The sequence below is a fragment of the Pseudomonas sp. URIL14HWK12:I12 genome, assembly GCF_003097135.1.
In the GTDB taxonomy this organism is placed as follows: domain Bacteria; phylum Pseudomonadota; class Gammaproteobacteria; order Pseudomonadales; family Pseudomonadaceae; genus Aquipseudomonas.
Genome location: NZ_QEQL01000007.1, coordinates 251,043 through 273,307 on the forward strand (window position 1 = coordinate 251,043; position 22,265 = coordinate 273,307).

Below are 22,265 nucleotides of genomic sequence, written 5' to 3' on the forward strand. Positions count from 1 at the left end.
CCCCATATTTCGAGGCACCAGAGGGGGTCGTAGAGGGGACCTCCTGCTCGGAGCCCCCAAAGGCTCCAAGCAAGACGGACTTTAATACTCAGAGACCGACTTTGATATTTACGATCACGGCTTGAGCTGTCACCAGCTGACTTACTCCACCGTCACCGACTTCGCCAGATTGCGCGGCTGGTCAACGTCCGTGCCCTTGAGCACCGCGACATAGTAAGAAAGCAGCTGCAGCGGAAGGGTGTAGAGAATAGGCGCGAGCGCATCGTCCACGTGGGGCATGGCCACCACGGTAGTGCCTTCGCCATTGCTCAGCTGGGCCTGGGCGTCGGCGAATACCACCAGCTCGCCGCCACGAGCGCGCACTTCCTGCAGGTTCGACTTGAGCTTCTCCAGCAGCTCGTTATTGGGCGCCACCGTTACCACTGGCATGTCGGCATCCACCAGCGCGAGCGGGCCGTGCTTGAGCTCGCCTGCGGGGTAGGCTTCGGCGTGGATATAGGAGATTTCCTTGAGCTTGAGCGCCCCTTCCATCGCCACAGGAAATTGCGCGCCGCGGCCCAGGAACAGGGTGTGGTGTTTTTCGGCGAACAGCTGGGCCACCTGCTCGACGGTGCTGTCCATGGCCAATGCTTCGCCAAGGCGCACCGGCAAGCGGCGCAGCTCTTCGACCAAGTGGGCTTCCACGCCCTGAGCCAGGGTGCCCTGAACCTGGCCGATGCCCAAGGTCAACAGCATCAGCGCCACCAGCTGCGTGGTAAACGCTTTGGTCGACGCCACGCCGATTTCGGGGCCAGCCTGGGTGAGCAGGGTCAGGTCGGACTCGCGCACCAGCGAGCTGATACCGACGTTGCAGATCGCAAGGCTACCCAGGTAACCCAGCGACTTGGCATTGCGCAGCGCGGCGAGGGTGTCTGCCGTTTCGCCCGATTGCGAGATGGTGACGAACAAGGTGCCGGGTTGTACCACCACCTTGCGGTAACGGAATTCGGAAGCCACTTCGACCTGGCAGGGAACACCGGCCAGCCCTTCGAGCCAATAACGCGCGACCATGCCTGCGTGGTAGCTGGTACCACAGGCCACGATCTGCACATTTCGGACCTTGGCGAACAGCGCAGGGGCCTGCGGGCCAAAGGACGGTACCAGCACCTGCTGCTGGCCCAGGCGGCCTTCGAGCGTGCGCTGAACCACGCTGGGCTGCTCATGGATCTCCTTGAGCATGAAGTGGCGGTACTCACCCTTGTCGGCGGCTTCCGCGCCTTCGTGGTACTGCACCACTTCACGGTGAACCGGCTGGCCATCGGCCGCCCAGATCTGTACCGATTCGCGGGTGATCTGCGCGATGTCGCCCTCTTCCAGGTACATGAAACGGTCGGTTACCTGCCGCAGGGCAAGCTGGTCGGAAGCCAGGAAATTCTCTTCAAGGCCCAGGCCGATGACCAGAGGGCTACCGCTACGCGCCGCTACCAGCCGATCCGGTTGGCTCAAGCGAATGGCGGCCAGGCCATAGGCACCGTGCAGCTGCTTGACGGTCGCCTTGAGCGCGGCGACCAGTTCGCCCTGCTCCTTGAGCTTGTGGTGCAGCAGGTGAGCGATCACCTCGGTATCGGTCTGCGAGCTGAACACATAGCCCAGCCCCTGCAGCTCGGCGCGCAGCTGCTCATGGTTTTCGATGATGCCGTTGTGCACCACCGCCAGCTCGCCATTGGAGAAATGTGGGTGGGCGTTAGCCTCGGTAGGTGCGCCGTGGGTGGCCCAGCGCGTGTGGGCAATCCCCAGCCCGCCATTGAGCGGTGCCGCCTGAAGCGAGGCTGCCAGTTCGCTGACCTTGCCGGTGCTGCGACGGCGCTGCAGCTCGCCTTCGCGGGTTACCAGCGCCACGCCCGCGCTGTCGTAGCCACGGTACTCGAGGCGCTTGAGACCTTCGACCAGAACCGGGATCACATTGCGTTCGGCGACAGCACCTACGATTCCACACATGACTCAAATCTCCTGGATGAGAGGGGCACAGATCAGCGTGACGCCGAGCCCCTGGATATGATCGCGCGCTTCGGGCGCCAGGCGATCATCGGTAATCAAGACATGGATGCTGCTCCACGGCAGCTCCAGATTAGGTATGCGCCGGCCGATCTTGTCTGACTCGGCAAGCACGATGACCTCGCGGGACACCTGCGCCATCACGCGGCTAAGCCCAAGCAACTCGTTGAAGGTGGTCGTCCCACGCGCCAGGTCGATGCCATCGGCGCCGATGAACAGCTGATCGAAATCGTAGGAACGCAGTACCTGTTCGGCTACCTGGCCCTGAAACGACTCGGAGTGAGGGTCCCAAGTGCCGCCGGTCATCAGCAGTACGGGCTCGTGTTCAAGCTCGCGTAGGGAGGTCGCGACCTGCAGGGAGTTGGTCATCACGACCAGCCCCGGCTGGCGCCCCAGCTGCGGGATCATCGCAGCGGTGGTGCTGCCGCTGTCGAGGATGATGCGAGCGTGTTCGCGAATCAGCTGCACAGCGGCGTGGGCGATGGCTTGCTTATGGGCAGAGACCTTATGCACAGGCTCGTCGATCAGCTCGCGAGGCATTGGCACCGCGCCGCCATAGCGACGCAGCAACAACCCATTGCTTTCGAGTGCGGCAAGGTCTTTGCGGATCGTAACTTCGGAGGTGTGGAAACGTTGAGCCAAATCATCCACAGAGACCTCCCCCGCTTCGGCAAGCAGGGCGAGGATACTGTGTCGGCGTTGGGGCGTGTTACGTTTCGGGACCATTAAGTTTCGATTCGAAAGTTAAGTGGGCGAATCAAAACCTAAATGGCGCCTCAGGTCAAGCACCCGCAGCTTTTTGCTGGCCTGTGTATAACTCTACGCCTTGGGCTTTTTGACCGGCCGAGACCACCCTTGCACGTTGCGCTGGCGGCCCCGGGCAACTCCCAGCTCCCCCGCAGGCACGTCCTGCGTGATGGTTGAGCCTGCTGCCGTGGTGGCACCATCGCCCAGGGCTACCGGTGCCACCAGCGCGCTGTTGGAGCCAATGAAGACGTCGTTGCCCATTACCGTTTGGTGTTTGTTCGCACCGTCATAGTTGCAGGTGATCGTGCCTGCGCCAATGTTGGTGCGGGCGCCTATCCGCGCGTCGCCCAGATAGCTCAGGTGCCCCGCCTTGGCGCCCTCGCCCAGATGGGCGTTCTTCAGCTCGACGAAGTTACCCACATGGGCGCGCGGCCCAAGCTCGGTGCCAGGCCGCAAGCGAGCGAAGGGCCCAGCGTCAGCGCCCTCACCTACCACCGCCCCTTCCAGATGGCTGTAGGCTTTTATGACCGCACCCTTGCGCAAGGTGCTGTCCTTGATCACGCAGTGAGGGCCAATGTGCACATCGTCTTCGATCACAACCTCACCTTCGAAGATGACGTTTACATCGATCAGCACATCGCGGCCCGCCGTCACGCTGCCTCGGACGTCTAGCCGAGCGGGGTCGCGCAGCGTCACCCCGGCGGCCATCAAGCGCAGCGCCTCACGGTGTTGGAAGTGGCGCTCCAGTTCGGCGAGCTGGCGGCGATCGTTCGCACCTTGTACTTCCATCGCGTCGAAGGGTTGTTCAGTGGCGACCACAAGCCCATCGGCCACAGCCATGGCGATGACATCCGTCAGGTAGTACTCACCCTGGGCATTGTTGTTGGACAAGCGGCTCAGCCACTGGGCCAAGCGCACTCGCGGCACCGCGAGAATGCCCGTGTTGCCTTCACGAATCGCCTGTTGCGCGACACTGGCATCTTTCTGTTCGACGATGGCGGTGACCTTGCCCTGGTCATCGCGCACTATCCGGCCATAGCCGGTTGGGTCGTCCAACGTGACCGTGAGCAGTGCAATCTGCGTGTCGCTTACGCGAGTGAGCAGGCGCTGCAAGGTGTCGACTTGAATCAGGGGAACATCGCCGTAGAGGATGAGCACGGTATCAGCCGCCAGAACGGGCAGCGCTTGCGCGACCGCGTGCCCCGTGCCGAGCTGCTCGGCCTGAGTAACGAAACCCAGGTCAGGGGCCTGAAGTTGCTCCCTGACCTTGTCCGCACCGTGGCCCACCACTACATGAATACCCACAGGGGAAAGTGCTCGAGCACTGTGGATAACATGGCCCAGCATGGAGCGGCCGGCCACCGGATGCAGAACCTTGGGCAAGGCGGAGCGCATACGGGTGCCCTGGCCGGCGGCAAGTACGACGATATCGAGTGACATGAGATGAAGTATCCGTTTCTGCTGGACCCCCCACGGCGCGGGCGGTCAGAAAAAGAAAAAGGGTAGCCGAAGCTACCCTTTCTACTCAACGCAAGGCGCCGATGGAATCAACCACCGAACTTCTTGCGGATCTGCTGGATGGTACGCAGCTGGGCAGCGGCTTCGGCCAAGCGCGCGGATGCTGCGCTGTAGTCGAAGTCGGCACCTTTCTCGTTAAGCGCCTTCTCGGCGGCCTTCACGGCCTCCTGAGCGGAAGCTTCATCCAGGTCGGCAGCGCGCTGCACGGTGTCGGCCAGAACCTTCACCATATTGGGCTGCACCTCGAGGAAACCGCCAGAGATGTAGAACACCTCGGCTTCACCACCCTGCTTGATCACACGGATCGGGCCCGGCTTGAGGTCGGTCAGCAAGGGCGCGTGGCCCGGAGCGATACCGAGATCACCCAGGTTACCGTGCGCGATCACCATTTCGACCAGCCCGGAAAAGATCTCCCCTTCCGCACTGACGATATCGCAATGGACAGTCATAGCCATCTGTTTGCCTCAACCTGAGGGGTGCCCACAAGGGGCACCGGGATTACAGTTTCTTGGCTTTCTCGATCGCTTCGTCGATGCTACCGACCATGTAGAACGCTTGTTCCGGCATGTGATCGAAGTCACCGTTGAGGATGCCTTTGAAGCCTGCGATGGTGTCCTTGAGCGAAACGTATTTGCCCGAAGCACCGGTGAAGACTTCAGCCACGAAGAACGGCTGGGACAGGAAGCGCTGGATCTTACGAGCGCGGGATACCAGCTGCTTGTCGGTTTCGGACAGCTCGTCCATACCGAGGATCGCAATGATGTCCTTCAGCTCTTTGTAGCGCTGCAGCACGTACTGAACGCCACGGGCGGTTTCGTAGTGCTCCTGGCCAACCACTTGTGGGTCCAGCTGGCGCGAGGTCGAATCCAGTGGGTCGACCGCAGGGTAGATACCCAGCGAGGCGATGTCACGGGACAGTACGACGGTTGCGTCCAAGTGGGCGAAGGTGGTCGCTGGCGACGGGTCGGTCAAGTCATCGGCAGGAACGTAAACGGCCTGGATGGAAGTGATCGAACCTTGCTTGGTCGAAGTGATGCGCTCCTGCAGCACGCCCATCTCTTCGGCCAGAGTCGGTTGGTAACCTACTGCCGAAGGCATACGGCCCAGCAGTGCGGATACTTCGGTACCGGCCAGGGTGTAACGGTAGATGTTATCGACGAACAGCAGAACGTCGTTACCTTCGTCACGGAATTTCTCGGCCATGGTCAGGCCGGTCAGGGCCACGCGCAGGCGGTTTCCTGGTGGCTCGTTCATCTGGCCGTAGACCAGGGCAACCTTGTCGAGAACGTTGGAGTCCTTCATCTCGTGGTAGAAGTCGTTACCCTCACGAGTACGCTCACCCACACCTGCGAACACGGAATAACCGCTGTGCTCGATGGCGATGTTACGGATCAGCTCCATCATGTTCACGGTCTTGCCGACGCCGGCACCACCGAACAGGCCGACCTTACCACCCTTGGCGAACGGGCAGACCAGGTCGATTACCTTGATGCCGGTTTCCAGGAGGTCGTTGCCGCCTGCTTGTTCTGCGAAGGAAGGCGCAGGGCGGTGAATGCCCCAGCGCTCTTCTTCACCGATCGGGCCGGCTTCGTCGATAGGGTTGCCCAGGACGTCCATGATGCGGCCCAGGGTGGCCTTGCCAACCGGGACGGCGATGGCGGCTTGGGTGTCGACCACGTCCAGGCCACGCTTGAGGCCCTCGGTGGAACCCATCGCAATGGTACGCACCACGCCGTCGCCCAGCTGCTGCTGAACTTCCAGGGTGGTTTCAGCGCCCTGGACCTTCAGGGCGTTGTAGATGTTCGGCACGCTGTCACGCGGGAATTCCACGTCGATGACGGCGCCGATGATTTGAACGATACGTCCGCTACTCATAGCTGGATCCTCTGAATATTTGAACCGTTAAACCGCGGCAGCGCCGCCGACGATTTCCGAGATCTCTTGGGTGATCGCAGCCTGACGCGCCTTGTTGTAGACCAACTGCAGTTCCTTGATGAGGGAACCTGCGTTGTCGGTGGCGTTTTTCATCGCGATCATCCGCGCAGCCTGCTCGGCCGCGTTGTTCTCGACCACCGCCTGGTAAACCTGCGACTCCACGTAACGCACCATCAAGCCGTCGAGCAGCTCCTTGGCGTCGGGTTCGTACAGGTAGTCCCAGTGGTGCTTGAGTTCCTGATTCGGGGTTGCAACCAACGGCACCAACTGCTCGATGGTGGGCTTTTGCACCATGGTGTTGACGAACTTGTTGGACACCACGGCCAGGCGGTCGATACGGCCTTCCAGATATGCATCGAGCATCACCTTGACGCTACCGATCAGATCGTTGATCGACGGCTCTTCGCCCAGGTGGCTGATCGCGGCTACGACGTTGCCGCCGAAGTTGCGGAAGAAGGCTGCGCCCTTGCTGCCCACCACGCAGAGGTCGATCTCGACACCCTTCTCGCGGTTGGCCGACATGTCCTTGACCAGGGCCTTGAACAGGTTGGTATTCAAGCCGCCGCACAAGCCACGGTCACTGCTCACCACTACATAACCGACACGCTTGACTTCGCGCTCGATCATGAAGGGATGGCGGTATTCCGGGTTGGCGTTGGCCAGATGACCGATCACCTGGCGGATACGCTCCGCGTACGGACGGCTGGCAGCCATGCGCAGTTGTGCCCTGCGCATCTTGCTGACCGCCACTTTTTCCATGGCGCTGGTAATTTTTTGCGTGCTTTTTACGCTCGCAATCTTACTGCGAATCTCTTTTGCGCCTGCCATGTATCACCTATCAGGTTAGCAAGCGGGGGCTCGCGCCCCCGCTGCGGCTTACCAGGTCTGGGTGGCCTTGAACTTCTCGATACCGGCTTTCAGGCCTGCGTCGATTTCGTCGTTGAAGTCACCCTTCTCGTTGATCTTCGCCAACAGTGCGGCGTGATCACGCTTGAAGTAAGCAATCATGGCCTGCTCGAAGCTGCCCACCTTGTCGATGGCCACGTCGGTCAGGAAGCCACGCTCGGCGGCATACAGCGACAGGGACATATCGGCGATGGACATCGGCGCGTATTGCTTCTGCTTCATCAGCTCGGTAACACGCTGGCCGTGCTCCAGTTGCTTGCGGGTCGCTTCGTCGAGGTCGGAAGCGAACTGAGCGAAAGCAGCCAGTTCACGATACTGAGCCAGAGCGGTACGAATACCACCGGACAGCTTCTTGATGATCTTGGTCTGGGCAGCACCACCTACACGGGATACCGACACACCGGCGTTGACAGCCGGGCGGATGCCCGAGTTGAACATGCCGGTTTCCAGGAAGATCTGACCGTCGGTGATCGAGATCACGTTGGTCGGAACGAACGCGGAAACGTCACCAGCCTGGGTTTCGATGATCGGCAGTGCGGTCAGGGAACCGGTTTTGCCAGTCACTTGACCATTGGTGAACTTCTCTACGTACTCTTCCGAAACACGCGAAGCGCGCTCCAGCAGGCGGGAGTGGAGATAGAACACGTCGCCAGGGTAGGCTTCACGGCCCGGTGGACGGCGCAGCAGCAGCGAGATCTGGCGGTAGGCAACGGCCTGTTTGGACAGGTCGTCGTACACGATCAGAGCGTCTTCGCCGCGGTCGCGGAAGTATTCGCCCATGGTGCAGCCGGAGTACGGGGCCAGGAACTGCAGTGCAGCCGACTCCGATGCGCTGGCGGCAACGATGATGGTGTTGGCCAGGGCGCCGGCTTCTTCAAGCTTGCGCACGACGTTGGCAATGGTCGACTGCTTCTGGCCAACGGCCACGTAGACGCAGAAGATGCCGCTGTCTTTCTGGTTGATGATGGCGTCGATGGCCAGAGCGGTCTTGCCGATCTGACGGTCACCGATGATCAGCTCACGCTGGCCGCGGCCAACCGGGATCATAGCGTCGACAGCCTTGTAGCCGGTTTGCACAGGCTGGTCGACCGACTTACGCCAGATCACGCCTGGGGCCACTTTCTCGACAGCGTCGGTTTCGGTGGTGGTCAGCGGGCCCTTGCCGTCGACTGGGTTACCCAGTGCGTCGACAACACGACCCAGCAGGCCTTTGCCCACCGGAACTTCCAGAATGCGACCGGTGCACTTGGCGCTCATGCCTTCGGCCAGGTCGGTGTAGGCACCCAGCACCACTGCACCTACCGAGTCTTGCTCGAGGTTCAGCGCCATGCCGAAAACGCTGCCGGGGAATTCGATCATCTCGCCGTACATGACGTCGGTCAGACCGTGGATCCGCACGATACCGTCAGAAACGCTGACGACGGTACCTTCGTTGCGGGCTTGGGAGGTCACGTCGAGTTTCTCGATGCGCCCCTTGATGATTTCACTAATTTCGGAAGGATTGAGTTGCTGCATTGCTCTGCTGCCCCTTCAAACTCAAGATTTCAATGCTTCGGCCAGTTTCGCGATTTTGCCGCGAACCGAGCCATCGATTACCAGGTCGCCGGCGCGGATAACGACGCCACCGATCAGGCTGGCATCCTCCGACGCGTGCAGGCGAACTTCCTGGCCGAGCCGTGCACTGAGAACCTTGGCGAGTTTGTCTTGCTGTTCTTGGTTCAACGCAAAAGCACTAGTGACTTCCACGTCCACGGATTTTTCCTGCTCGGCCTTGTACAGGTCGAACAGCGCCGAGATCTCCGGCAATAGCAGGAGGCGCTCGTTTTCCGCGGCAACATGAATGAAATTCTGTGCCTGGGCGTCAAACTTGTCGCCGCACACTTCAATGAAAGCGGCGGCCTTTTCGTCGTTCGTCAGACGCGGGGCCTTGAGCATGCGCTGGATGGTGTCGTCTTTCGACACCGCAGCGGCCAGGCCGAGCATGGCTGACCAATTGGCCAGCTGCTGGTGGGCCTGGGCATGCTCAAAGGCTGCCTTAGCGTAAGGTCGGGCCAACGTGGTCAGTTCTGCCATGATCGCCCTCGCTTAGATCTCTGCGGCCAATTTATTGACCAGATCCGCGTGTGCGTTTTGATCGATCGAAGCACCCAGGATCTTCTCCGCGCCAACGACAGCCAGGCTGCCAACTTGTGCACGCAGGGCGTCCTTGACGCCGTTGATCTCCTGCTCGATCTCAGCAGCCGCCTGAGCTTTCAGACGGTCGGCTTCGACACGAGCCTGCTCGCGAGCTTCCTCGACGATCTGGTTGCCGCTTTTCTTTGCCTGCTCGATGATTTCGCTAGCCTGAGCCTTCGCTTCGCGCAGTTGCTGACCCACTTTATCTTGGGCCAGCTCCAGGTCGCGAGCAGCACGGCTGGCAGCATCCAGACCATCGGCGATCTTCTTCTGGCGTTCCTGCAATGCCGCGATGACCGGAGGCCATACGCACTTCATGCAGAACCACACAAAAATGAAGAACGCAACGGACTGGCCTATCAGGGTTGCATTAATGTTCACGCCAACACCTCGCTCGTTCTTTGTCCATCACATCCGGTCACTCGAAAACGAGTGATTAGCCGGCGACTTGAGCGACGAAGGGGTTTGCGAAGGTGAAGAACAGGGCGATACCAACACCGATCATGGTCACGGCGTCGAGCAGGCCGGCGACGATGAACATTTTGACTTGCAGCATCGGGACCATTTCCGGTTGGCGAGCAGCGCCTTCCAGGAACTTGCCGCCCAGCAGGCCGAAGCCGATAGCGGTACCCAGAGCGCCCAGGCCGATCAGCAGAGCAACAGCGATAGCGGTCAGACCAACTACAGTTTCCATCTTTCCTCCCGACTTTTTACGTCGTATTGGTTAGGTTTCTTAGGTTTTTAACGGTAAAGCAAAGTCGTTACAGGGCCATGCCGGGGCGCGGCCCCTGCTTCCACCTCAGGAGGCGGAAGCGGTACATAAGACGCGCCAGACGAGCCTTAGTGGTTATCTTCGTGAGCCATCGACAGATAGACGATGGTCAGCATCATGAAGATGAACGCTTGCAGCGTGATGATCAGGATGTGGAACACGGCCCACGCCCACTGCAGTGCAATACCCAGGCCGCTGAGCCACAGGATGCCACTGCCGAACATCACAGCAATGAGGATGAACACCAGCTCGCCGGCGTACATGTTGCCGAACAGTCGCAGCGCCAGGGAAACCGGCTTGGCGATCAGGGTCACGAACTCGAGCAGGAAGTTGACCGGGATCAGGATGATCTGAACCACGATGTTCTTGCTGCTGAAGGGGTGAAGGGTCAGCTCGCCCAGGAAGCCGCCGATACCCTTGATCTTGATGCTGTAGAAAATGATCAGGGCGAACACGGACAGCGCCATGCCCAGAGTGGCGTTCGGGTCGGTGGTGGAAACGGCACGGAAGGCGATTTCGTGATTACCGGAAAGCTTGGCGGCAACCTGAGGAATCCAGTCGACCGGGATCAGGTCGATGGCGTTCATCAGGAATACCCAGGCGAAGATCGTCAGGGCCAGAGGGGCAATCACGGCACTGCGGCCATGGAAGCTGTCCTTGACGCTGGTGTCGACGAACTCGACCAGCACTTCAACGAAATTCTGCAGGCCGCTCGGCTGGCCGGAAGTCGCCTTGCGCGCAGCCATACGAAACAGCAGCACGAACAGCAGGCCCAGTGCTACCGACCAGCCAAGGGTGTCGACGTGAAATGCCCAGAAGCCCATTGCCTTGGCTTCGGCGGCCGAATGCGCCAAGCCCCAGGTGCCGTCAGGAAGTTTCCCGAAGGTCAGGTTCTGCAAGTGGTGCTGTATATAGCCCGATGCGGTTTCTGCTGCCATGGTTGCCTCAAACGCCCTAAGGTCTCGAAAATCTTGTTTTCATGAGCAGGGGCGCAAACCAGCTGACCGACTGAGCCAGCAGAAAGCAGCCAAACAGCGCCAACGGCGCCAGTGGCTTTACCCCCGCGAACGCCAGTGCGAACAGCACTGCCGTTAGAATCAATTTGCCCGCCTCGCCAGCGTAGAACGACCGCACGATGGCCTGGGCTGCCCTGGCGCCGGAATACCTGAACGCCTTATAAGCAAAATATACATTCGGTAGCCAAGCGATCACGCCGCCAATCAGGCCGGAGTAACCGCTGACCGCTCCGTTGGCCCGCCACAGTACACCGGCGGCAGCCAACGAAACCAACATTTGCGCAAGAAGAACCGGGAAAACTGGCCAACGGTGGAAAGGCAAGCGGTTTGGCGTGCGGGTTTCCATCGAATTGGCTCCTCCTGGCCGGCGTGCCCTGAATCAAGGACTTGGCATAAAATGTGCCGGCAAAATGCGCGCAGAGTATAGGGGGGGTTCAGCCCCCGTTCAACTGCCGCAGGGCCATTTCCGACTGGGCGCCCGCATCAGATATGTTTCAACGAATGTGCGCGAGAACACCCTGAAGTTCATCCAGGGAGTTGTAACGGATAACCAACTGGCCCTTGCCTTTCTGCCCATGGCGAATCTGCACCGCAGAGCCTAAACGCTCAGCCAGGCGCTGTTCGAGTCGCGCGATATCCGGGTCGGCTTTGGCAGGTTCCGCGGGGGCCGGCTTACCATTGAGCCACTGCCGAACGAGGGCTTCGGTCTGGCGTACGGTCAGCCCCCGTGCGACAACGTGTCGCGCCCCTTCGACCTGCTGGTCGTCAGGCAGCCCGAGCAGCGCCCTGGCATGCCCCATTTCGAGGTCGCCGTGCGAAAGCATGGTTTTGATGACATCGGGCAATGCGATCAGGCGCATCAGATTCGCCACACTGACTCGAGACTTACCCACAGCATCGGCCACCTGCTGCTGGGTCAGTTGAAACTCTTGTTGTAGACGTTGCAGCGCGATGGCTTCCTCAACGGGGTTCAGGTCTTCGCGTTGAATGTTCTCGATCAACGCCATAGCGATGGCAGCCTCGTCAGGCACCTCGCGCACCATTGCAGGGATGGTGTCCAGCCCAGCTTGCTGGCTGGCGCGCCAACGCCGCTCCCCTGCAATGATCTCGTAACGGTTCTGGCCAATCGGGCGCACGACGATGGGCTGCATCACCCCTTGGCTCTTGATCGACAGCGAGAGCTCCTCGAGGGCCTGCGGGTCCATGTCGCGGCGGGGCTGGTACTTGCCGCGCTGAATGAGGTCCAGCGGCAGGTGCTGCAGCTCGTTCTGATCGACGGAGGCCGCCTGTTCCTCCAGCGCAGTCGCGGTGGGGCCACTGAGCAGTGCGTCGAGCCCGCGGCCGAGCCCTCGTTTCTTGACAGCCATGGTGATTCCTTACAGGGCGGTAGCGGCGCGGGCCTTGCGGCGCTGCCGGCGAACCAGTTCGTTGGCCAGTTCCAGATAGGCTTGCGCCCCGCGGGACTGTTTGTCGTAGCTCAGTGCGGGCATACCGAAGCTCGGTGCCTCGGCCAGCCGCACATTGCGAGGAATCACCGTGTCGTACAACTGATCGCCAAAATGTTCCTGGAGCTGGGCCGATACGTCGTTGATCAGGCTCAGGCGCGGATCATACATGGTCCTCAACAGGCCTTCGATCTTCAACTGAGGGTTGAGCAACGTGCCGATGCGCTTGATGTTATCCACAAGGTCGCTCAGGCCTTCCAGCGCGTAATACTCACACTGCATTGGGATAATCACCCCGTCGGAAGCCACCAGCGCGTTGAGCGTAAGCATGGAAAGCGACGGCGGGCAGTCGATGAGGATGTAATCGTAGTTTTCCCGGATCGGTGCCAGCGCCGTGCGCAGGCGGCTCTCTTTCATCTGCATTTCAAGCAACACCACCTCGGCGGCGGTGAGATCACGGTTGGCGGGCAACAGTTGGTAACCACCGTGCTCGGAGAAATGCATGGCCTGCGCGAGGTCGCATTCGCCAATCAGCACATCGTAAACCGAATGCTCGAGGGCGTGCTTATCCACACCGCTGCCCATGGTCGCATTACCCTGGGGGTCGAGGTCGATCAACAGCACACGGCGACGGGTCGCCACCAGCGATGCTGCGAGGTTGATGCAGGTCGTGGTTTTACCCACACCCCCTTTCTGGTTCGCGATCGCGAATACCTTAGCCATTGTTGCCCGTGTTCCCAATCATGCCGTGCGGCGCAGTATCAGCAGATGGCGTTGGCCCTGGCAACCCGGGACCGCCAGCGCCCGCTCGCTCTGCATTTCGAAATCCGGCGGTAATGCTACCAGTTCATCGGCGGGATGCAGACCTTTCATTGCAAGCCACTGGGTGTGGATATCGCCCAAGTGCCGAGTCCAGCCCGTGAAGTCGGCCAGGCTGCTGAATGCGCGCGAGACAATCCCCTGATAGGGTTCGGCCGGGCGGTGCTGCTCCACACGGCTGTGGACAACCTGCAGGTTGGCAAGGCCCAGCTCCAGCTTCACCTGGGTCTGAAAACGGGTCTTTTTGCCATTGCTGTCGAGCGTAGTGATCTGCTTGTCGGGAAACATGATCGCCAGGGGTATGCCAGGCATTCCGCCGCCGCTGCCTACGTCCAGCCAACGCTCTGCGCGCGAGTCAATCCAAGGCAGGATGCTCAAGCTGTCGAGCAAATGCCGCGACACCATCTCGTCCGGGTCGCGCACGGCAGTCAGGTTGTAGGCCTTGTTCCATTTGATCAGCAACCCCAGGTAGGCGAGCAGCCCGGCCCGTTGGGTTTCAGATAACTCGATGCCCAAGGCCCGAGCACCTGTGGACAACTCTTCGGCGTGCCTGCCATTCACCACTTCACTCACGCGCTGTGCTCCAGCTCACGGCCCGCGCCGCGTTTTTTCAGGTGAATCATCAACAGGCTTACGGCCGCCGGTGTCACCCCCGGGATCCGCGAGGCTTGGCCCAAGGTCTCAGGCCGTGCCTTATCGAGCTTGCCCTGAATCTCCCGGGAAAGGCCGGAGATAGTCAGATAATCGATATCCACAGGCAAACGCGTATTTTCACTGGCGCGTAGACGGTCGATCTCTTCCTGTTGGCGATCGATATAGCCAGCATATTTGGTCCGGATTTCGACCTGCTCGGCCACCTGTGGATCAATTTCAGGCCCTTGAGTCACCTGCGCCAGCGCGGTGTAGTCAATTTCCGGCCGGGTGAGCAATGCCAGCAGGTTGTACTCGTGAGCCAGCGGCGTGCCGAAGCGCTCGCTGATCGCGTCGCCCACTGGGGTATTGGGGCGAACCCAGGTGCTGCGCAGGCGCTGCTCCTCCAGCTCGATCGCTTCGCGCTTGGCGCTGAATGCCGCCCAGCGTTCGTCGTCCACCAGGCCCAGCTTGCGACCTTGTTCGGTCAAGCGCAGATCAGCGTTGTCTTCGCGCAGGATCAAACGGTACTCGGCGCGAGAGGTGAACATCCGATAGGGCTCTTGCGTACCGAGTGTTATCAGGTCGTCTACCAATACGCCGATGTAGGCCTCGTCCCGGCGTGGGCACCAGCTGTCGTGCCCCTTGGCGCGCAAGGCCGCATTGGTACCCGCAAGCAAACCCTGCGCTCCGGCTTCTTCGTAACCAGTGGTGCCGTTGATTTGGCCAGCGAAAAAAAGGCCGCCGATGACTTTGGTTTCCAAGCTGTATTTCAGGTCGCGCGGGTCGAAGTAGTCGTACTCGATGGCGTAGCCGGGCCGCATGATGTGGGCATTTTCCATACCGCGGATCGAACGAACTACCTGTAATTGCACGTCGAAAGGTAACGAGGTGGAAATACCGTTGGGATAGAGCTCGTGGGTCGTCAGCCCCTCCGGCTCGATGAATACCTGATGGCTTTCCTTGTCGGCGAACCGGTGGATCTTGTCTTCGATCGACGGGCAGTAACGCGGCCCTACGCCCTCGATCACGCCTGAATACATAGGCGAACGATCGAGGTTTGCCGCGATGATTTCATGAGTGCGCGCATTGGTATGGGTTATCCAGCAGCTCACCTGCCGTGGGTGCATCTGCGCGTTGCCCATGAACGACATGACCGGGATCGGAGTATCGCCGGGTTGTTCGGTCATCACCGAAAAATCCACTGACTTGCCGTCGATCCGCGGTGGTGTGCCGGTTTTCAACCGCCCTACGCGTAACGGTAATTCACGAAGCCGGCGCGCCAGCGCGATCGAAGGCGGATCACCGGCGCGACCGCCAGAGTAGTTTTCCATTCCGATGTGGATAAGCCCGCCAAGGAACGTACCGGTGGTCAGGACTACCGCGTCGGCCTGGAAGCGCAGGCCCATCTGCGTCACTACGCCTTTGACCTGGTCCTGCTCGACGATCAGGTCATCGCATGCTTGCTGGAATATCCACAGGTTGGGCTGGTTCTCCAGGATTTCGCGTACTGCAGCCTTGTAGAGAATCCGATCCGCCTGTGCACGGGTGGCGCGCACTGCCGGCCCTTTTCGGTTGTTCAGAACACGAAACTGGATGCCGCCCTTGTCGGTGGCCAACGCCATTGCACCACCGAGCGCATCGATTTCCTTGACCAAGTGGCTTTTGCCGATCCCGCCAATTGCGGGATTGCAGCTCATCTGGCCAAGCGTTTCCACGTTGTGGGTCAGCAACAGGGTTTTTGCGCCCATGCGTGCCGACGCCAGTGCTGCCTCGGTTCCGGCATGGCCGCCACCGATGACGATCACTTCAAAACGGGAAGGGAAATCCACCACGCACCTCGTGCCTGTTAGTAGATGGGAAATAGGGATAGCCGCGCAGTATAGGGAAAGCGACCTCCGGAATGAAGCTGTTGAGCAAAAAATAGCCAGATGTGGACGAACGGTTTTCAGGCGATCAGTAGAAAGAGATAAAAAGAAGAAATGTATAAAAGCTTTGTTTTTATGTTTATGTATAGTGCCTCCCCTATCTGTGGATAGATCTCTGTAGGCACCGACTTGTATGCGTTACACAGAAAATAAACACTGTGCTTATCCCCATCAGAGCCCTCTGGACATCCTTGAATAGGCTGTGCATAAATCGACACTTACGCACAGCCAGGGTTTTCCTCAGGGTTATCCCTGTGCTTATCAATACCCCTTAGGTGGAGTTTTCCACAGACCTTAGCCCAGACCGGGCATAAAAAAGCCGGCAGTACGCCGGCTGTTGAAAAGTGGGGATGAGTTATTTTCCGATGCAGAAGCTGGTGAATATCCGCCCCAGGAGGTCGTCCGAGGTGAACGCGCCAGTGATCTCCCCCAGCGCTTGCTGGGCGAGCCGCAAATCTTCGGCAAGCAGCTCGCCTGCACCGGCGATAGTGAGTTGCCGATGGCCATGCTCAAGCTGCTCACCCGCACGGTTCAATGCGTCAAGGTGACGGCGGCGAGCGCTGAAGCCGCTTTCGGCGGTCTGCTCATAACCCATGACGGCTTTGAGGTGTTCCCTGAGAAGCTGTAGGCCTTCTCCGGGGCCATTGGCGCTTAGGCTGAGGGTCGTATGCCCATCGGCGTCCACGCCGGCCTGTACTGCCTCCCCGGAGAGGTCCGCCTTGTTACGTATGAGGGTTACCTTGCTCATGGGCGGAGCCTGGTCCAGGAATTCAGGCCAGAGCGCAAAGGGGTTGGCCGCTTCCGGCGCGCTGGAATCCACGACCAACAACACACGGTCTGCTCCCGCGATGGCATCGAGCGCACGTTGTACGCCGATCTTCTCCACCTGGTCTTGTGTATCACGCAGGCCGGCGGTATCGATCACATGTAACGGCATTCCGTCGATGTGGATATGTTCGCGCAATACGTCTCGCGTGGTACCGGCGATATCGGTAACGATGGCGGCTTCCTTGCCTGCCAACAGGTTGAGCAGGCTGGATTTCCCCGCGTTGGGCCGCCCGGCGATCACCACGGTCATGCCGTCGCGCAGTAATGCACCTTGGGCCGCTTGCTGTACAACTTGTGCCAGTTGGCCTCTAACCGATTCAAGCTGGCTCAGCACATGGCCATCGGCGAGAAAATCGATCTCCTCCTCTGGAAAATCTATCGCTGCCTCCACGTAGATGCGCAACGCGATCAGTTTTTCGACCAATGCATGCACCTGGCGCGAAAATTCACCTTGGAGCGAACGCAGCGCATTGCGCGCAGCTTGCTCCGAGCTCGCCTCGATCAGGTCGGCGATTGCCTCGGCTTGTGCCAGGTCGAGCTTGTCGTTGAGAAAGGCACGCTCACTGAACTCACCTGGCCGTGCCAGGCGGCAACCTGCCCGAATGCAGGCATTGAGCAGCAGGTCCAGTACTACCGGGCCACCGTGCCCTTGCAACTCCAGCACATCCTCGCCTGTAAACGAATGCGGCCCCGGGAAATAAAGCGCCAGGCCTTGGTCGATCACAGTGCCTTGCGCGTCTTTGAGGGGGCCGTAGTGGGCATGGCGGGGCTTAGGGTCAGAATGAGCAACCAGGCGCGCGACCTGCAGCGCCAACGGCCCCGAGACCCTCACGATCCCAACGCCCGCCCTGCCCTGGGCAGTGGCGACTGCGGCAATGGTGTCTTTATTCACAGCCGGCACCTCCACAAAATAAATGTCAGATAGCAAAACGCCCCTGGGTAAAGGGGCGTTTTGTCCACAGCGTCAGCCGCTATCAGGCTTCGGCTTTCTTGCTCTTCGCCTCGATGTTACGAGTGATCACCCACTGCTGCAGAATCGACAGCGTGTTGTTGGTGATCCAGTACAGCACAAGGCCTGCCGGGAACATCAGGAAGAACGCAGTGAAGATGATAGGCATCAGCTTCATGACCTTGGCCTGCATCGGATCCGGCGGGGCCGGGTTCAACCGCTGCTGGATGAACATGGTGGCACCCATGATGATCGGCAGAATGAAGAACGGGTCTTTGATCGACAGGTCACTGATCCAGAACATCCAGGGCTGCTGACGGACTTCGACACTTTCCAGCAGCACCCAATACAAAGCCAGGAATACCGGCATCTGCACTACGATCGGCAGGCAGCCACCTAACGGGTTGATACGCTCTTTCTTGTAGAGCTCCATCATGGCCTGGGACATTTTCTGGCGGTCGTCGCCGAACTGTTCCTTCAACGCAGCAAGGCGCGGCGCTACGGCACGCATGCGCGCCATCGACCGATAGCTCGCTGCCGAGAGTGGGAAGAACAGCATCTTGATCAGAATGGTCAGGCAGATGATCGACCAGCCCCAGTTGCCCAGCAGGCTGTGGATATGTTTAAGCAGCCAGAAGATCGGTTGGGCGATGAACCAGAGGAAACCGTAGTCGACCGTCAGTTCGAGGCCTGGCGAGAGTGCCTTCAGTTTGTCCTGGACCTTCGGGCCTGCGTACAGGGTCACGTCAGCTTCGGCTTTTGCGCCCGGTGCTGCAGTAATGGTGGACCCGGTGAAGCCGACAATGTAGTTGCCTTGGCTGTCCTTGCGTGTAGACACCACGTTGCTCTGATCCTTGGCGGGGATCCAGGCAGTTACGAAGTAGTGCTGCAGCCAGGCCACCCAGCCTCCCTGAACAGTCTCCTTGAAGCTGCCCTTGTCGATGTCCTTCATCGCCACTTTCTTGTAGGGCTCCGACGGAGTCCATACCGCTGCACCCAGGTAGGTGGCGGTGCTGGTGGCGGTACTGGCAGATGGATCAGCACTGCTGTCGCGCTTGAGCTGAGCGAACAGGTTGCCCGTCCAGGGCTGTGCACTCTGGTTGTCGATCAAGTAGCTCACGTGCACGTCGTATTCGCCGCGCTTGAGAGTGAAGCGCTTGATGTAGTTCACGCCGGCAGCGCTGTAGGTGAGGTCGACGGTCAGTTGTTCTTGCCCGTCGGCCAGCTGGTAGCTCTTTTGCGCTGATGCGTACAGAGGGCGGCCGGAGGCCTGCGCGTCAGGGCCATTAGCGCCGATCAGACCGCTCTGGCCTACGTAGAGGCGCTCGCCGCCGTTGTCGAACAACTGGAATGGTACGTCCGGGCGGCCTTGCTGGCGTGGGTACTCAGGCAGCGTGAGCTGCACGACATCACCCCCTTTGGGGTCGATGGCCAGGTCCAGCACATCGGTGCGCACATGTACCAGCGCAGCAGTGGCCGAAGCGGGTTCGGAGGCCGGCGCCGCAGGTGCTGTATTGGGGACATCAGACACCGTGGTGTTGTCCGACGGGACTTGTGGCACATCGCTCGGCACTTGGGCCTGATGGTTGGCCTGGGCGTCCGGCAGTGGCGCCTGGCCGTAATCCTGGTTCCATTTCAGGACCATGGTATAGGCGACGACTGCCAGGGCGACCATCAGGATTGTGCGTTTAATATCCATGATTACTCGGCTATCGGAGAAGATCGAGAAGGAGAGGAAGGCGGAACCGGATCGACACCGCCCGGATGCCAAGGGTGGCAGCGGCACAAGCGTCGGGTTGCCATCCAGCCACCACGCCACACGCCATGCTGTTCGATGGCTTCAATGGCATAGGCTGAGCAAGAGGGGTAGAAACGACAGTGGCTGGCCATCAGCGGGCTAATGGCATAACGGTAAAACTGGATCGGAAGCAGGACCAGTTTACGCATCTTGACTGTGCTGCCCCTTTGAATCGGTTTCAGCGCAAGGCTGTGCTGCCCGTAGCCGAGCCAGGCGTTTCCAGAGTTTGCCAAAGTGCTGGTGCAACTCAGGGTTTTCTGTGTCGCCCAGGCCTTTGCGGGCCACGATGACTACATCCCAACCGGCCAACAGGTGCTGGTGATGGCGGAATGATTCGCGAATCACACGCTTCAGGCGATTGCGGTGGACTGAAAGCTTCACGCTTTTCTTTCCGATCACAAAACCCAGGCGTGGGTGATCGAGCGCGTTGTCGCGCGCAAGGATCAGGAGGTTCTTCCCCGGAACCTTGCCGGTCGGGGAGTCAAAGACCGCCTTGAATTGCCCGGGTACCAGCAGTCGCTTGCCCCGGCTGAAGTCCTGACTCACCTACCTGTGCCGGCTATATCAGATGGCCAGACGCTTGCGGCCTTTGGCACGGCGGCGCGACAGAACGGTGCGGCCGTTCTTGGTGGCCATGCGGGCACGGAAACCGTGGGTGCGAGCGCGCTTGATGGTGCTGGGTTGGAAAGTGCGTTTCATGGGTAGTTACCTGGTTCGTCAACCAGGGCCGGGATGGCCCCTGTTTTTAAGAGACCGGCGATTCTAGTGAAAGCCCGCACGCAGGTCAATTTCCGACCAATTTCTCCTTGCCCTTATACGGACAGGCGGTCGACCAGCGAAGATATGAGTAAAAAAAGACAAAGGCATATAAAGCTTCTTAGAAGATGTTTTTAAGCTTAGTGAGCGACCCTTCTGTGGATAAACCCCGCAACGTCAATGCTGACGAGCGCTGGAGCGAAATGGAAAGTTGCCCACAACCCGTGTCCAGAAGGTGGGCTTACGGTGTGAGAGCTGTGAGTAACTACAGGGTTTATGCACAGACCGGTTTATGCACAGGGTTCGAGGGGGACTTCTCCCCTGTGCTCGGTGGTAGTTATGCACAGAGCTTATCAAAGGATATTTTCCACTGGCAGTCGCTGTCTTTTAGGCGTTGTTCGCAGGATCGGCGTGCTGATGTGGATAACTGAGTGCTACCCCGGTACAATGGCCGGTCGATCCTGCCCTCGCTGTTTCTCTCTCAGGGGATGTCCGTGTCAGTGGAAATCTGGCAGCAGTGCGTAGAGCTGCTACGCGAAGAACTGCCTGCTCAATTGTTCAATACCTGGATCCGCCCGCTTCAGGTGGAGATGGAAGGCGCCGAGCTGCGCGTCTACGCGCCCAACCGTTTCGTGCTCGATTGGGTGAATGAAAAATACCTCGGCCGCCTGCTGGAATTAATGGCAGACAAAAGCGGCGGCGCTGCACCCGCGGTTTCGTTGTTGATCGGCAGCCGTCGCAGCCCGGCTGCCCGCCAGGCGCCCAGTGCTCCCTTGCCCGCCGCCTCTGCTGCAGTGCCCGCCCAAACGCCTGCCCCGGCAGCGGTTACGCCTGTGGTTGAACCGGCCGCGCCTCGCGAAGTGGCGCCCGCTGTACAGCCACCCGAGGTGCAGGCTCAGGAGGCCCCGGCCAGCAAGGCTGAGAAACGTGACGTGCAGGTAGAAGGTGCGCTGAAGCACACCAGTTACCTGAACCGCACCTTCACTTTCGAAAATTTCGTCGAAGGTAAATCCAACCAGCTGGCGCGAGCCGCCGCCTGGCAGGTCGCCGACAATCCCAAGCACGGATACAACCCGCTGTTCCTCTATGGTGGCGTTGGCCTGGGTAAAACTCACTTGATGCACGCTGTGGGTAATCACCTGCTCAAGAAAAATCCCAATGCCAAGGTGGTGTACCTGCATTCGGAGCGCTTTGTCGCCGACATGGTCAAAGCCCTGCAGCTCAATGCGATCAACGAGTTCAAACGCTTCTACCGTTCCGTGGATGCGCTGCTTATCGACGATATTCAGTTTTTTGCCCGCAAAGAGCGCTCCCAGGAAGAGTTTTTCCACACCTTCAATGCGCTGCTTGAGGGAGGGCAGCAGGTCATCCTGACCAGCGACCGCTACCCCAAGGAGATAGAAGGCCTTGAGGAACGTCTCAAATCTCGCTTTGGCTGGGGCCTCACCGTTGCGGTGGAGCCCCCCGAGCTTGAGACCCGCGTGGCGATTCTGATGAAAAAGGCCGACCAGGCAAAAGTCGATTTGCCACATGATGCAGCGTTCTTCATCGCCCAGCGGATCAGGTCCAATGTGCGGGAGCTGGAAGGCGCTCTCAAGCGGGTGATCGCGCACTCTCACTTCATGGGGCGAGACATCACGATCGAGCTGATTCGTGAGTCGCTGAAAGACCTGCTGGCACTCCAGGATAAGTTGGTGAGTGTGGATAACATCCAGCGTACGGTTGCCGAGTATTACAAGATCAAGATCTCCGACTTGCTGTCCAAGCGGCGGTCGCGGTCGGTGGCCAGGCCCAGGCAGGTTGCCATGGCGCTGTCGAAGGAGCTGACCAACCACAGCCTTCCTGAAATCGGTGACGTATTTGGCGGTCGGGATCACACCACTGTTCTGCACGCCTGCAGAAAGATCAATGAGCTCAAAGAGTCTGACGCGGACATTCGCGAGGACTACAAGAACCTGCTGCGGACGTTGACCACATGACGCCCCGGCACGCAAAACCTTAAGGCAAGG

Annotated in this window: 22 protein-coding genes; 1 reads left to right on the plus strand and 21 read right to left on the minus strand. The window is 59.8% G+C overall.

Features of this window, described 5'->3' with window-relative positions; all coding sequences use genetic code 11:
- Positions 1 to 141: 141 nt before the first annotated feature.
- The 21 genes from glmS to rpmH form a co-directional block, all read right to left on the minus strand.
- A complete protein-coding gene (gene glmS, locus F474_RS20470; RefSeq protein WP_097087922.1) occupies positions 142 to 1,977 on the minus strand; it encodes a glutamine--fructose-6-phosphate transaminase (isomerizing) in 1,836 nt (611 codons plus the stop codon).
- Positions 1,978 to 1,980: 3 nt separating this feature from the next.
- On the minus strand, positions 1,981 to 2,760 hold the full coding sequence (locus F474_RS20475; RefSeq protein ID WP_097087920.1) for a DeoR/GlpR family DNA-binding transcription regulator: 780 nt from the start codon (positions 2,758 to 2,760) through the stop codon (positions 1,981 to 1,983).
- A 93-nt stretch (positions 2,761 to 2,853) separates the two neighbouring features.
- Entirely contained in the window at positions 2,854 to 4,221 is a 1,368-nt protein-coding gene (gene glmU, locus F474_RS20480) for a bifunctional UDP-N-acetylglucosamine diphosphorylase/glucosamine-1-phosphate N-acetyltransferase GlmU (protein WP_097087918.1), read from the minus strand.
- A gap of 107 nt (positions 4,222 to 4,328) precedes the next feature.
- Positions 4,329 to 4,754, minus strand: a complete 426-nt coding sequence (locus tag F474_RS20485; protein ID WP_097087914.1) for a F0F1 ATP synthase subunit epsilon — start codon at positions 4,752 to 4,754, stop codon at positions 4,329 to 4,331.
- A 43-nt stretch (positions 4,755 to 4,797) separates the two neighbouring features.
- Complete coding sequence (gene atpD, locus F474_RS20490; RefSeq protein ID WP_097087913.1) at positions 4,798 to 6,174, minus strand: F0F1 ATP synthase subunit beta; 1,377 nt, start codon at positions 6,172 to 6,174, stop codon at positions 4,798 to 4,800.
- A gap of 27 nt (positions 6,175 to 6,201) precedes the next feature.
- Positions 6,202 to 7,062, minus strand: a complete 861-nt coding sequence (gene atpG / locus F474_RS20495; RefSeq protein WP_097087911.1) for a F0F1 ATP synthase subunit gamma — start codon at positions 7,060 to 7,062, stop codon at positions 6,202 to 6,204.
- A gap of 48 nt (positions 7,063 to 7,110) precedes the next feature.
- Positions 7,111 to 8,655 carry a F0F1 ATP synthase subunit alpha gene (gene atpA, locus F474_RS20500; RefSeq protein ID WP_097087909.1) on the minus strand — a complete coding sequence of 515 codons (1,545 nt, stop codon included), beginning with the start codon at positions 8,653 to 8,655 and terminating at the stop codon, positions 7,111 to 7,113.
- A 21-nt stretch (positions 8,656 to 8,676) separates the two neighbouring features.
- Positions 8,677 to 9,213: a F0F1 ATP synthase subunit delta gene (locus F474_RS20505; protein WP_097087907.1), complete on the minus strand. Its 537-nt coding sequence runs from the start codon at positions 9,211 to 9,213 to the stop codon at positions 8,677 to 8,679.
- Positions 9,214 to 9,225: 12 nt separating this feature from the next.
- Positions 9,226 to 9,696 (minus strand): F0F1 ATP synthase subunit B, encoded by a 471-nt coding sequence (locus F474_RS20510; RefSeq protein ID WP_097087904.1) that lies wholly within the window; start codon positions 9,694 to 9,696, stop codon positions 9,226 to 9,228.
- Positions 9,697 to 9,751: 55 nt separating this feature from the next.
- Positions 9,752 to 10,009, minus strand: a complete 258-nt coding sequence (gene atpE, locus F474_RS20515; protein ID WP_009834415.1) for a F0F1 ATP synthase subunit C — start codon at positions 10,007 to 10,009, stop codon at positions 9,752 to 9,754.
- Between the two features lie 146 nt (positions 10,010 to 10,155).
- Positions 10,156 to 11,025 carry a F0F1 ATP synthase subunit A gene (atpB, locus tag F474_RS20520; RefSeq protein ID WP_097087901.1) on the minus strand — a complete coding sequence of 290 codons (870 nt, stop codon included), beginning with the start codon at positions 11,023 to 11,025 and terminating at the stop codon, positions 10,156 to 10,158.
- Between the two features lie 16 nt (positions 11,026 to 11,041).
- Positions 11,042 to 11,449 (minus strand): F0F1 ATP synthase subunit I, encoded by a 408-nt coding sequence (locus F474_RS20525; protein WP_097087899.1) that lies wholly within the window; start codon positions 11,447 to 11,449, stop codon positions 11,042 to 11,044.
- Positions 11,450 to 11,597: 148 nt separating this feature from the next.
- A complete protein-coding gene (locus F474_RS20530) occupies positions 11,598 to 12,470 on the minus strand; it encodes a ParB/RepB/Spo0J family partition protein (protein WP_097087897.1) in 873 nt (290 codons plus the stop codon).
- Positions 12,471 to 12,479: 9 nt separating this feature from the next.
- Positions 12,480 to 13,271, minus strand: a complete 792-nt coding sequence (locus F474_RS20535; protein WP_097087894.1) for a ParA family protein — start codon at positions 13,269 to 13,271, stop codon at positions 12,480 to 12,482.
- A gap of 18 nt (positions 13,272 to 13,289) precedes the next feature.
- Positions 13,290 to 13,931: a 16S rRNA (guanine(527)-N(7))-methyltransferase RsmG gene (rsmG, locus tag F474_RS20540; RefSeq protein ID WP_371916176.1), complete on the minus strand. Its 642-nt coding sequence runs from the start codon at positions 13,929 to 13,931 to the stop codon at positions 13,290 to 13,292.
- A gap of 5 nt (positions 13,932 to 13,936) precedes the next feature.
- A complete protein-coding gene (mnmG, locus tag F474_RS20545; RefSeq protein WP_097087889.1) occupies positions 13,937 to 15,829 on the minus strand; it encodes a tRNA uridine-5-carboxymethylaminomethyl(34) synthesis enzyme MnmG in 1,893 nt (630 codons plus the stop codon).
- Between the two features lie 451 nt (positions 15,830 to 16,280).
- Complete coding sequence (mnmE, locus tag F474_RS20550; protein ID WP_097087887.1) at positions 16,281 to 17,645, minus strand: tRNA uridine-5-carboxymethylaminomethyl(34) synthesis GTPase MnmE; 1,365 nt, start codon at positions 17,643 to 17,645, stop codon at positions 16,281 to 16,283.
- An 82-nt stretch (positions 17,646 to 17,727) separates the two neighbouring features.
- Entirely contained in the window at positions 17,728 to 19,401 is a 1,674-nt protein-coding gene (gene yidC / locus F474_RS20555; protein ID WP_097087885.1) for a membrane protein insertase YidC, read from the minus strand.
- Between the two features lie 2 nt (positions 19,402 to 19,403).
- Positions 19,404 to 19,649, minus strand: a complete 246-nt coding sequence (gene yidD / locus F474_RS20560; RefSeq protein WP_097087883.1) for a membrane protein insertion efficiency factor YidD — start codon at positions 19,647 to 19,649, stop codon at positions 19,404 to 19,406.
- On the minus strand, positions 19,642 to 20,046 hold the full coding sequence (rnpA, locus tag F474_RS20565) for a ribonuclease P protein component (protein WP_097087880.1): 405 nt from the start codon (positions 20,044 to 20,046) through the stop codon (positions 19,642 to 19,644). Before rnpA ends, yidD begins: the two co-directional genes overlap by 8 nt.
- An 18-nt stretch (positions 20,047 to 20,064) precedes the next feature.
- Positions 20,065 to 20,199 (minus strand): 50S ribosomal protein L34, encoded by a 135-nt coding sequence (gene rpmH, locus F474_RS20570; protein ID WP_080992799.1) that lies wholly within the window; start codon positions 20,197 to 20,199, stop codon positions 20,065 to 20,067.
- Positions 20,200 to 20,750: 551 nt separating this feature from the next.
- Between rpmH and dnaA the strand changes: the two genes are divergently transcribed.
- Complete coding sequence (gene dnaA, locus F474_RS20575; protein WP_097087878.1) at positions 20,751 to 22,235, plus strand: chromosomal replication initiator protein DnaA; 1,485 nt, start codon at positions 20,751 to 20,753, stop codon at positions 22,233 to 22,235.
- Positions 22,236 to 22,265: the final 30 nt, after the last annotated feature.

Excerpts from the sequence above, each read along its gene's own strand:
- glmU (WP_097087918.1), bottom strand. The coding sequence starts at position 4,221 with ATGTCACTCGATATCGTCGTACTTGCCGCCGGCCAGGGCACCCGTATG.
- yidC (WP_097087885.1), bottom strand. The coding sequence starts at position 19,401 with ATGGATATTAAACGCACAATCCTGATGGTCGCCCTGGCAGTCGTCGCC.
- F474_RS20505 (WP_097087907.1), bottom strand. The coding sequence starts at position 9,213 with ATGGCAGAACTGACCACGTTGGCCCGACCTTACGCTAAGGCAGCCTTT.
- F474_RS20535 (WP_097087894.1), bottom strand. The coding sequence starts at position 13,271 with ATGGCTAAGGTATTCGCGATCGCGAACCAGAAAGGGGGTGTGGGTAAA.
- rpmH (WP_080992799.1), bottom strand. The coding sequence starts at position 20,199 with ATGAAACGCACTTTCCAACCCAGCACCATCAAGCGCGCTCGCACCCAC.
- F474_RS20475 (WP_097087920.1), bottom strand. The coding sequence starts at position 2,760 with ATGGTCCCGAAACGTAACACGCCCCAACGCCGACACAGTATCCTCGCC.
- atpG (WP_097087911.1), bottom strand. The coding sequence starts at position 7,062 with ATGGCAGGCGCAAAAGAGATTCGCAGTAAGATTGCGAGCGTAAAAAGC.
- F474_RS20525 (WP_097087899.1), bottom strand. The coding sequence starts at position 11,449 with ATGGAAACCCGCACGCCAAACCGCTTGCCTTTCCACCGTTGGCCAGTT.
- F474_RS20485 (WP_097087914.1), bottom strand. The coding sequence starts at position 4,754 with ATGGCTATGACTGTCCATTGCGATATCGTCAGTGCGGAAGGGGAGATC.
- atpB (WP_097087901.1), bottom strand. The coding sequence starts at position 11,025 with ATGGCAGCAGAAACCGCATCGGGCTATATACAGCACCACTTGCAGAAC.
- yidD (WP_097087883.1), bottom strand. The coding sequence starts at position 19,649 with ATGCGTAAACTGGTCCTGCTTCCGATCCAGTTTTACCGTTATGCCATT.
- F474_RS20530 (WP_097087897.1), bottom strand. The coding sequence starts at position 12,470 with ATGGCTGTCAAGAAACGAGGGCTCGGCCGCGGGCTCGACGCACTGCTC.
- atpE (WP_009834415.1), bottom strand. The coding sequence starts at position 10,009 with ATGGAAACTGTAGTTGGTCTGACCGCTATCGCTGTTGCTCTGCTGATC.
- glmS (WP_097087922.1), bottom strand. The coding sequence starts at position 1,977 with ATGTGTGGAATCGTAGGTGCTGTCGCCGAACGCAATGTGATCCCGGTT.
- atpD (WP_097087913.1), bottom strand. The coding sequence starts at position 6,174 with ATGAGTAGCGGACGTATCGTTCAAATCATCGGCGCCGTCATCGACGTG.
- atpA (WP_097087909.1), bottom strand. The coding sequence starts at position 8,655 with ATGCAGCAACTCAATCCTTCCGAAATTAGTGAAATCATCAAGGGGCGC.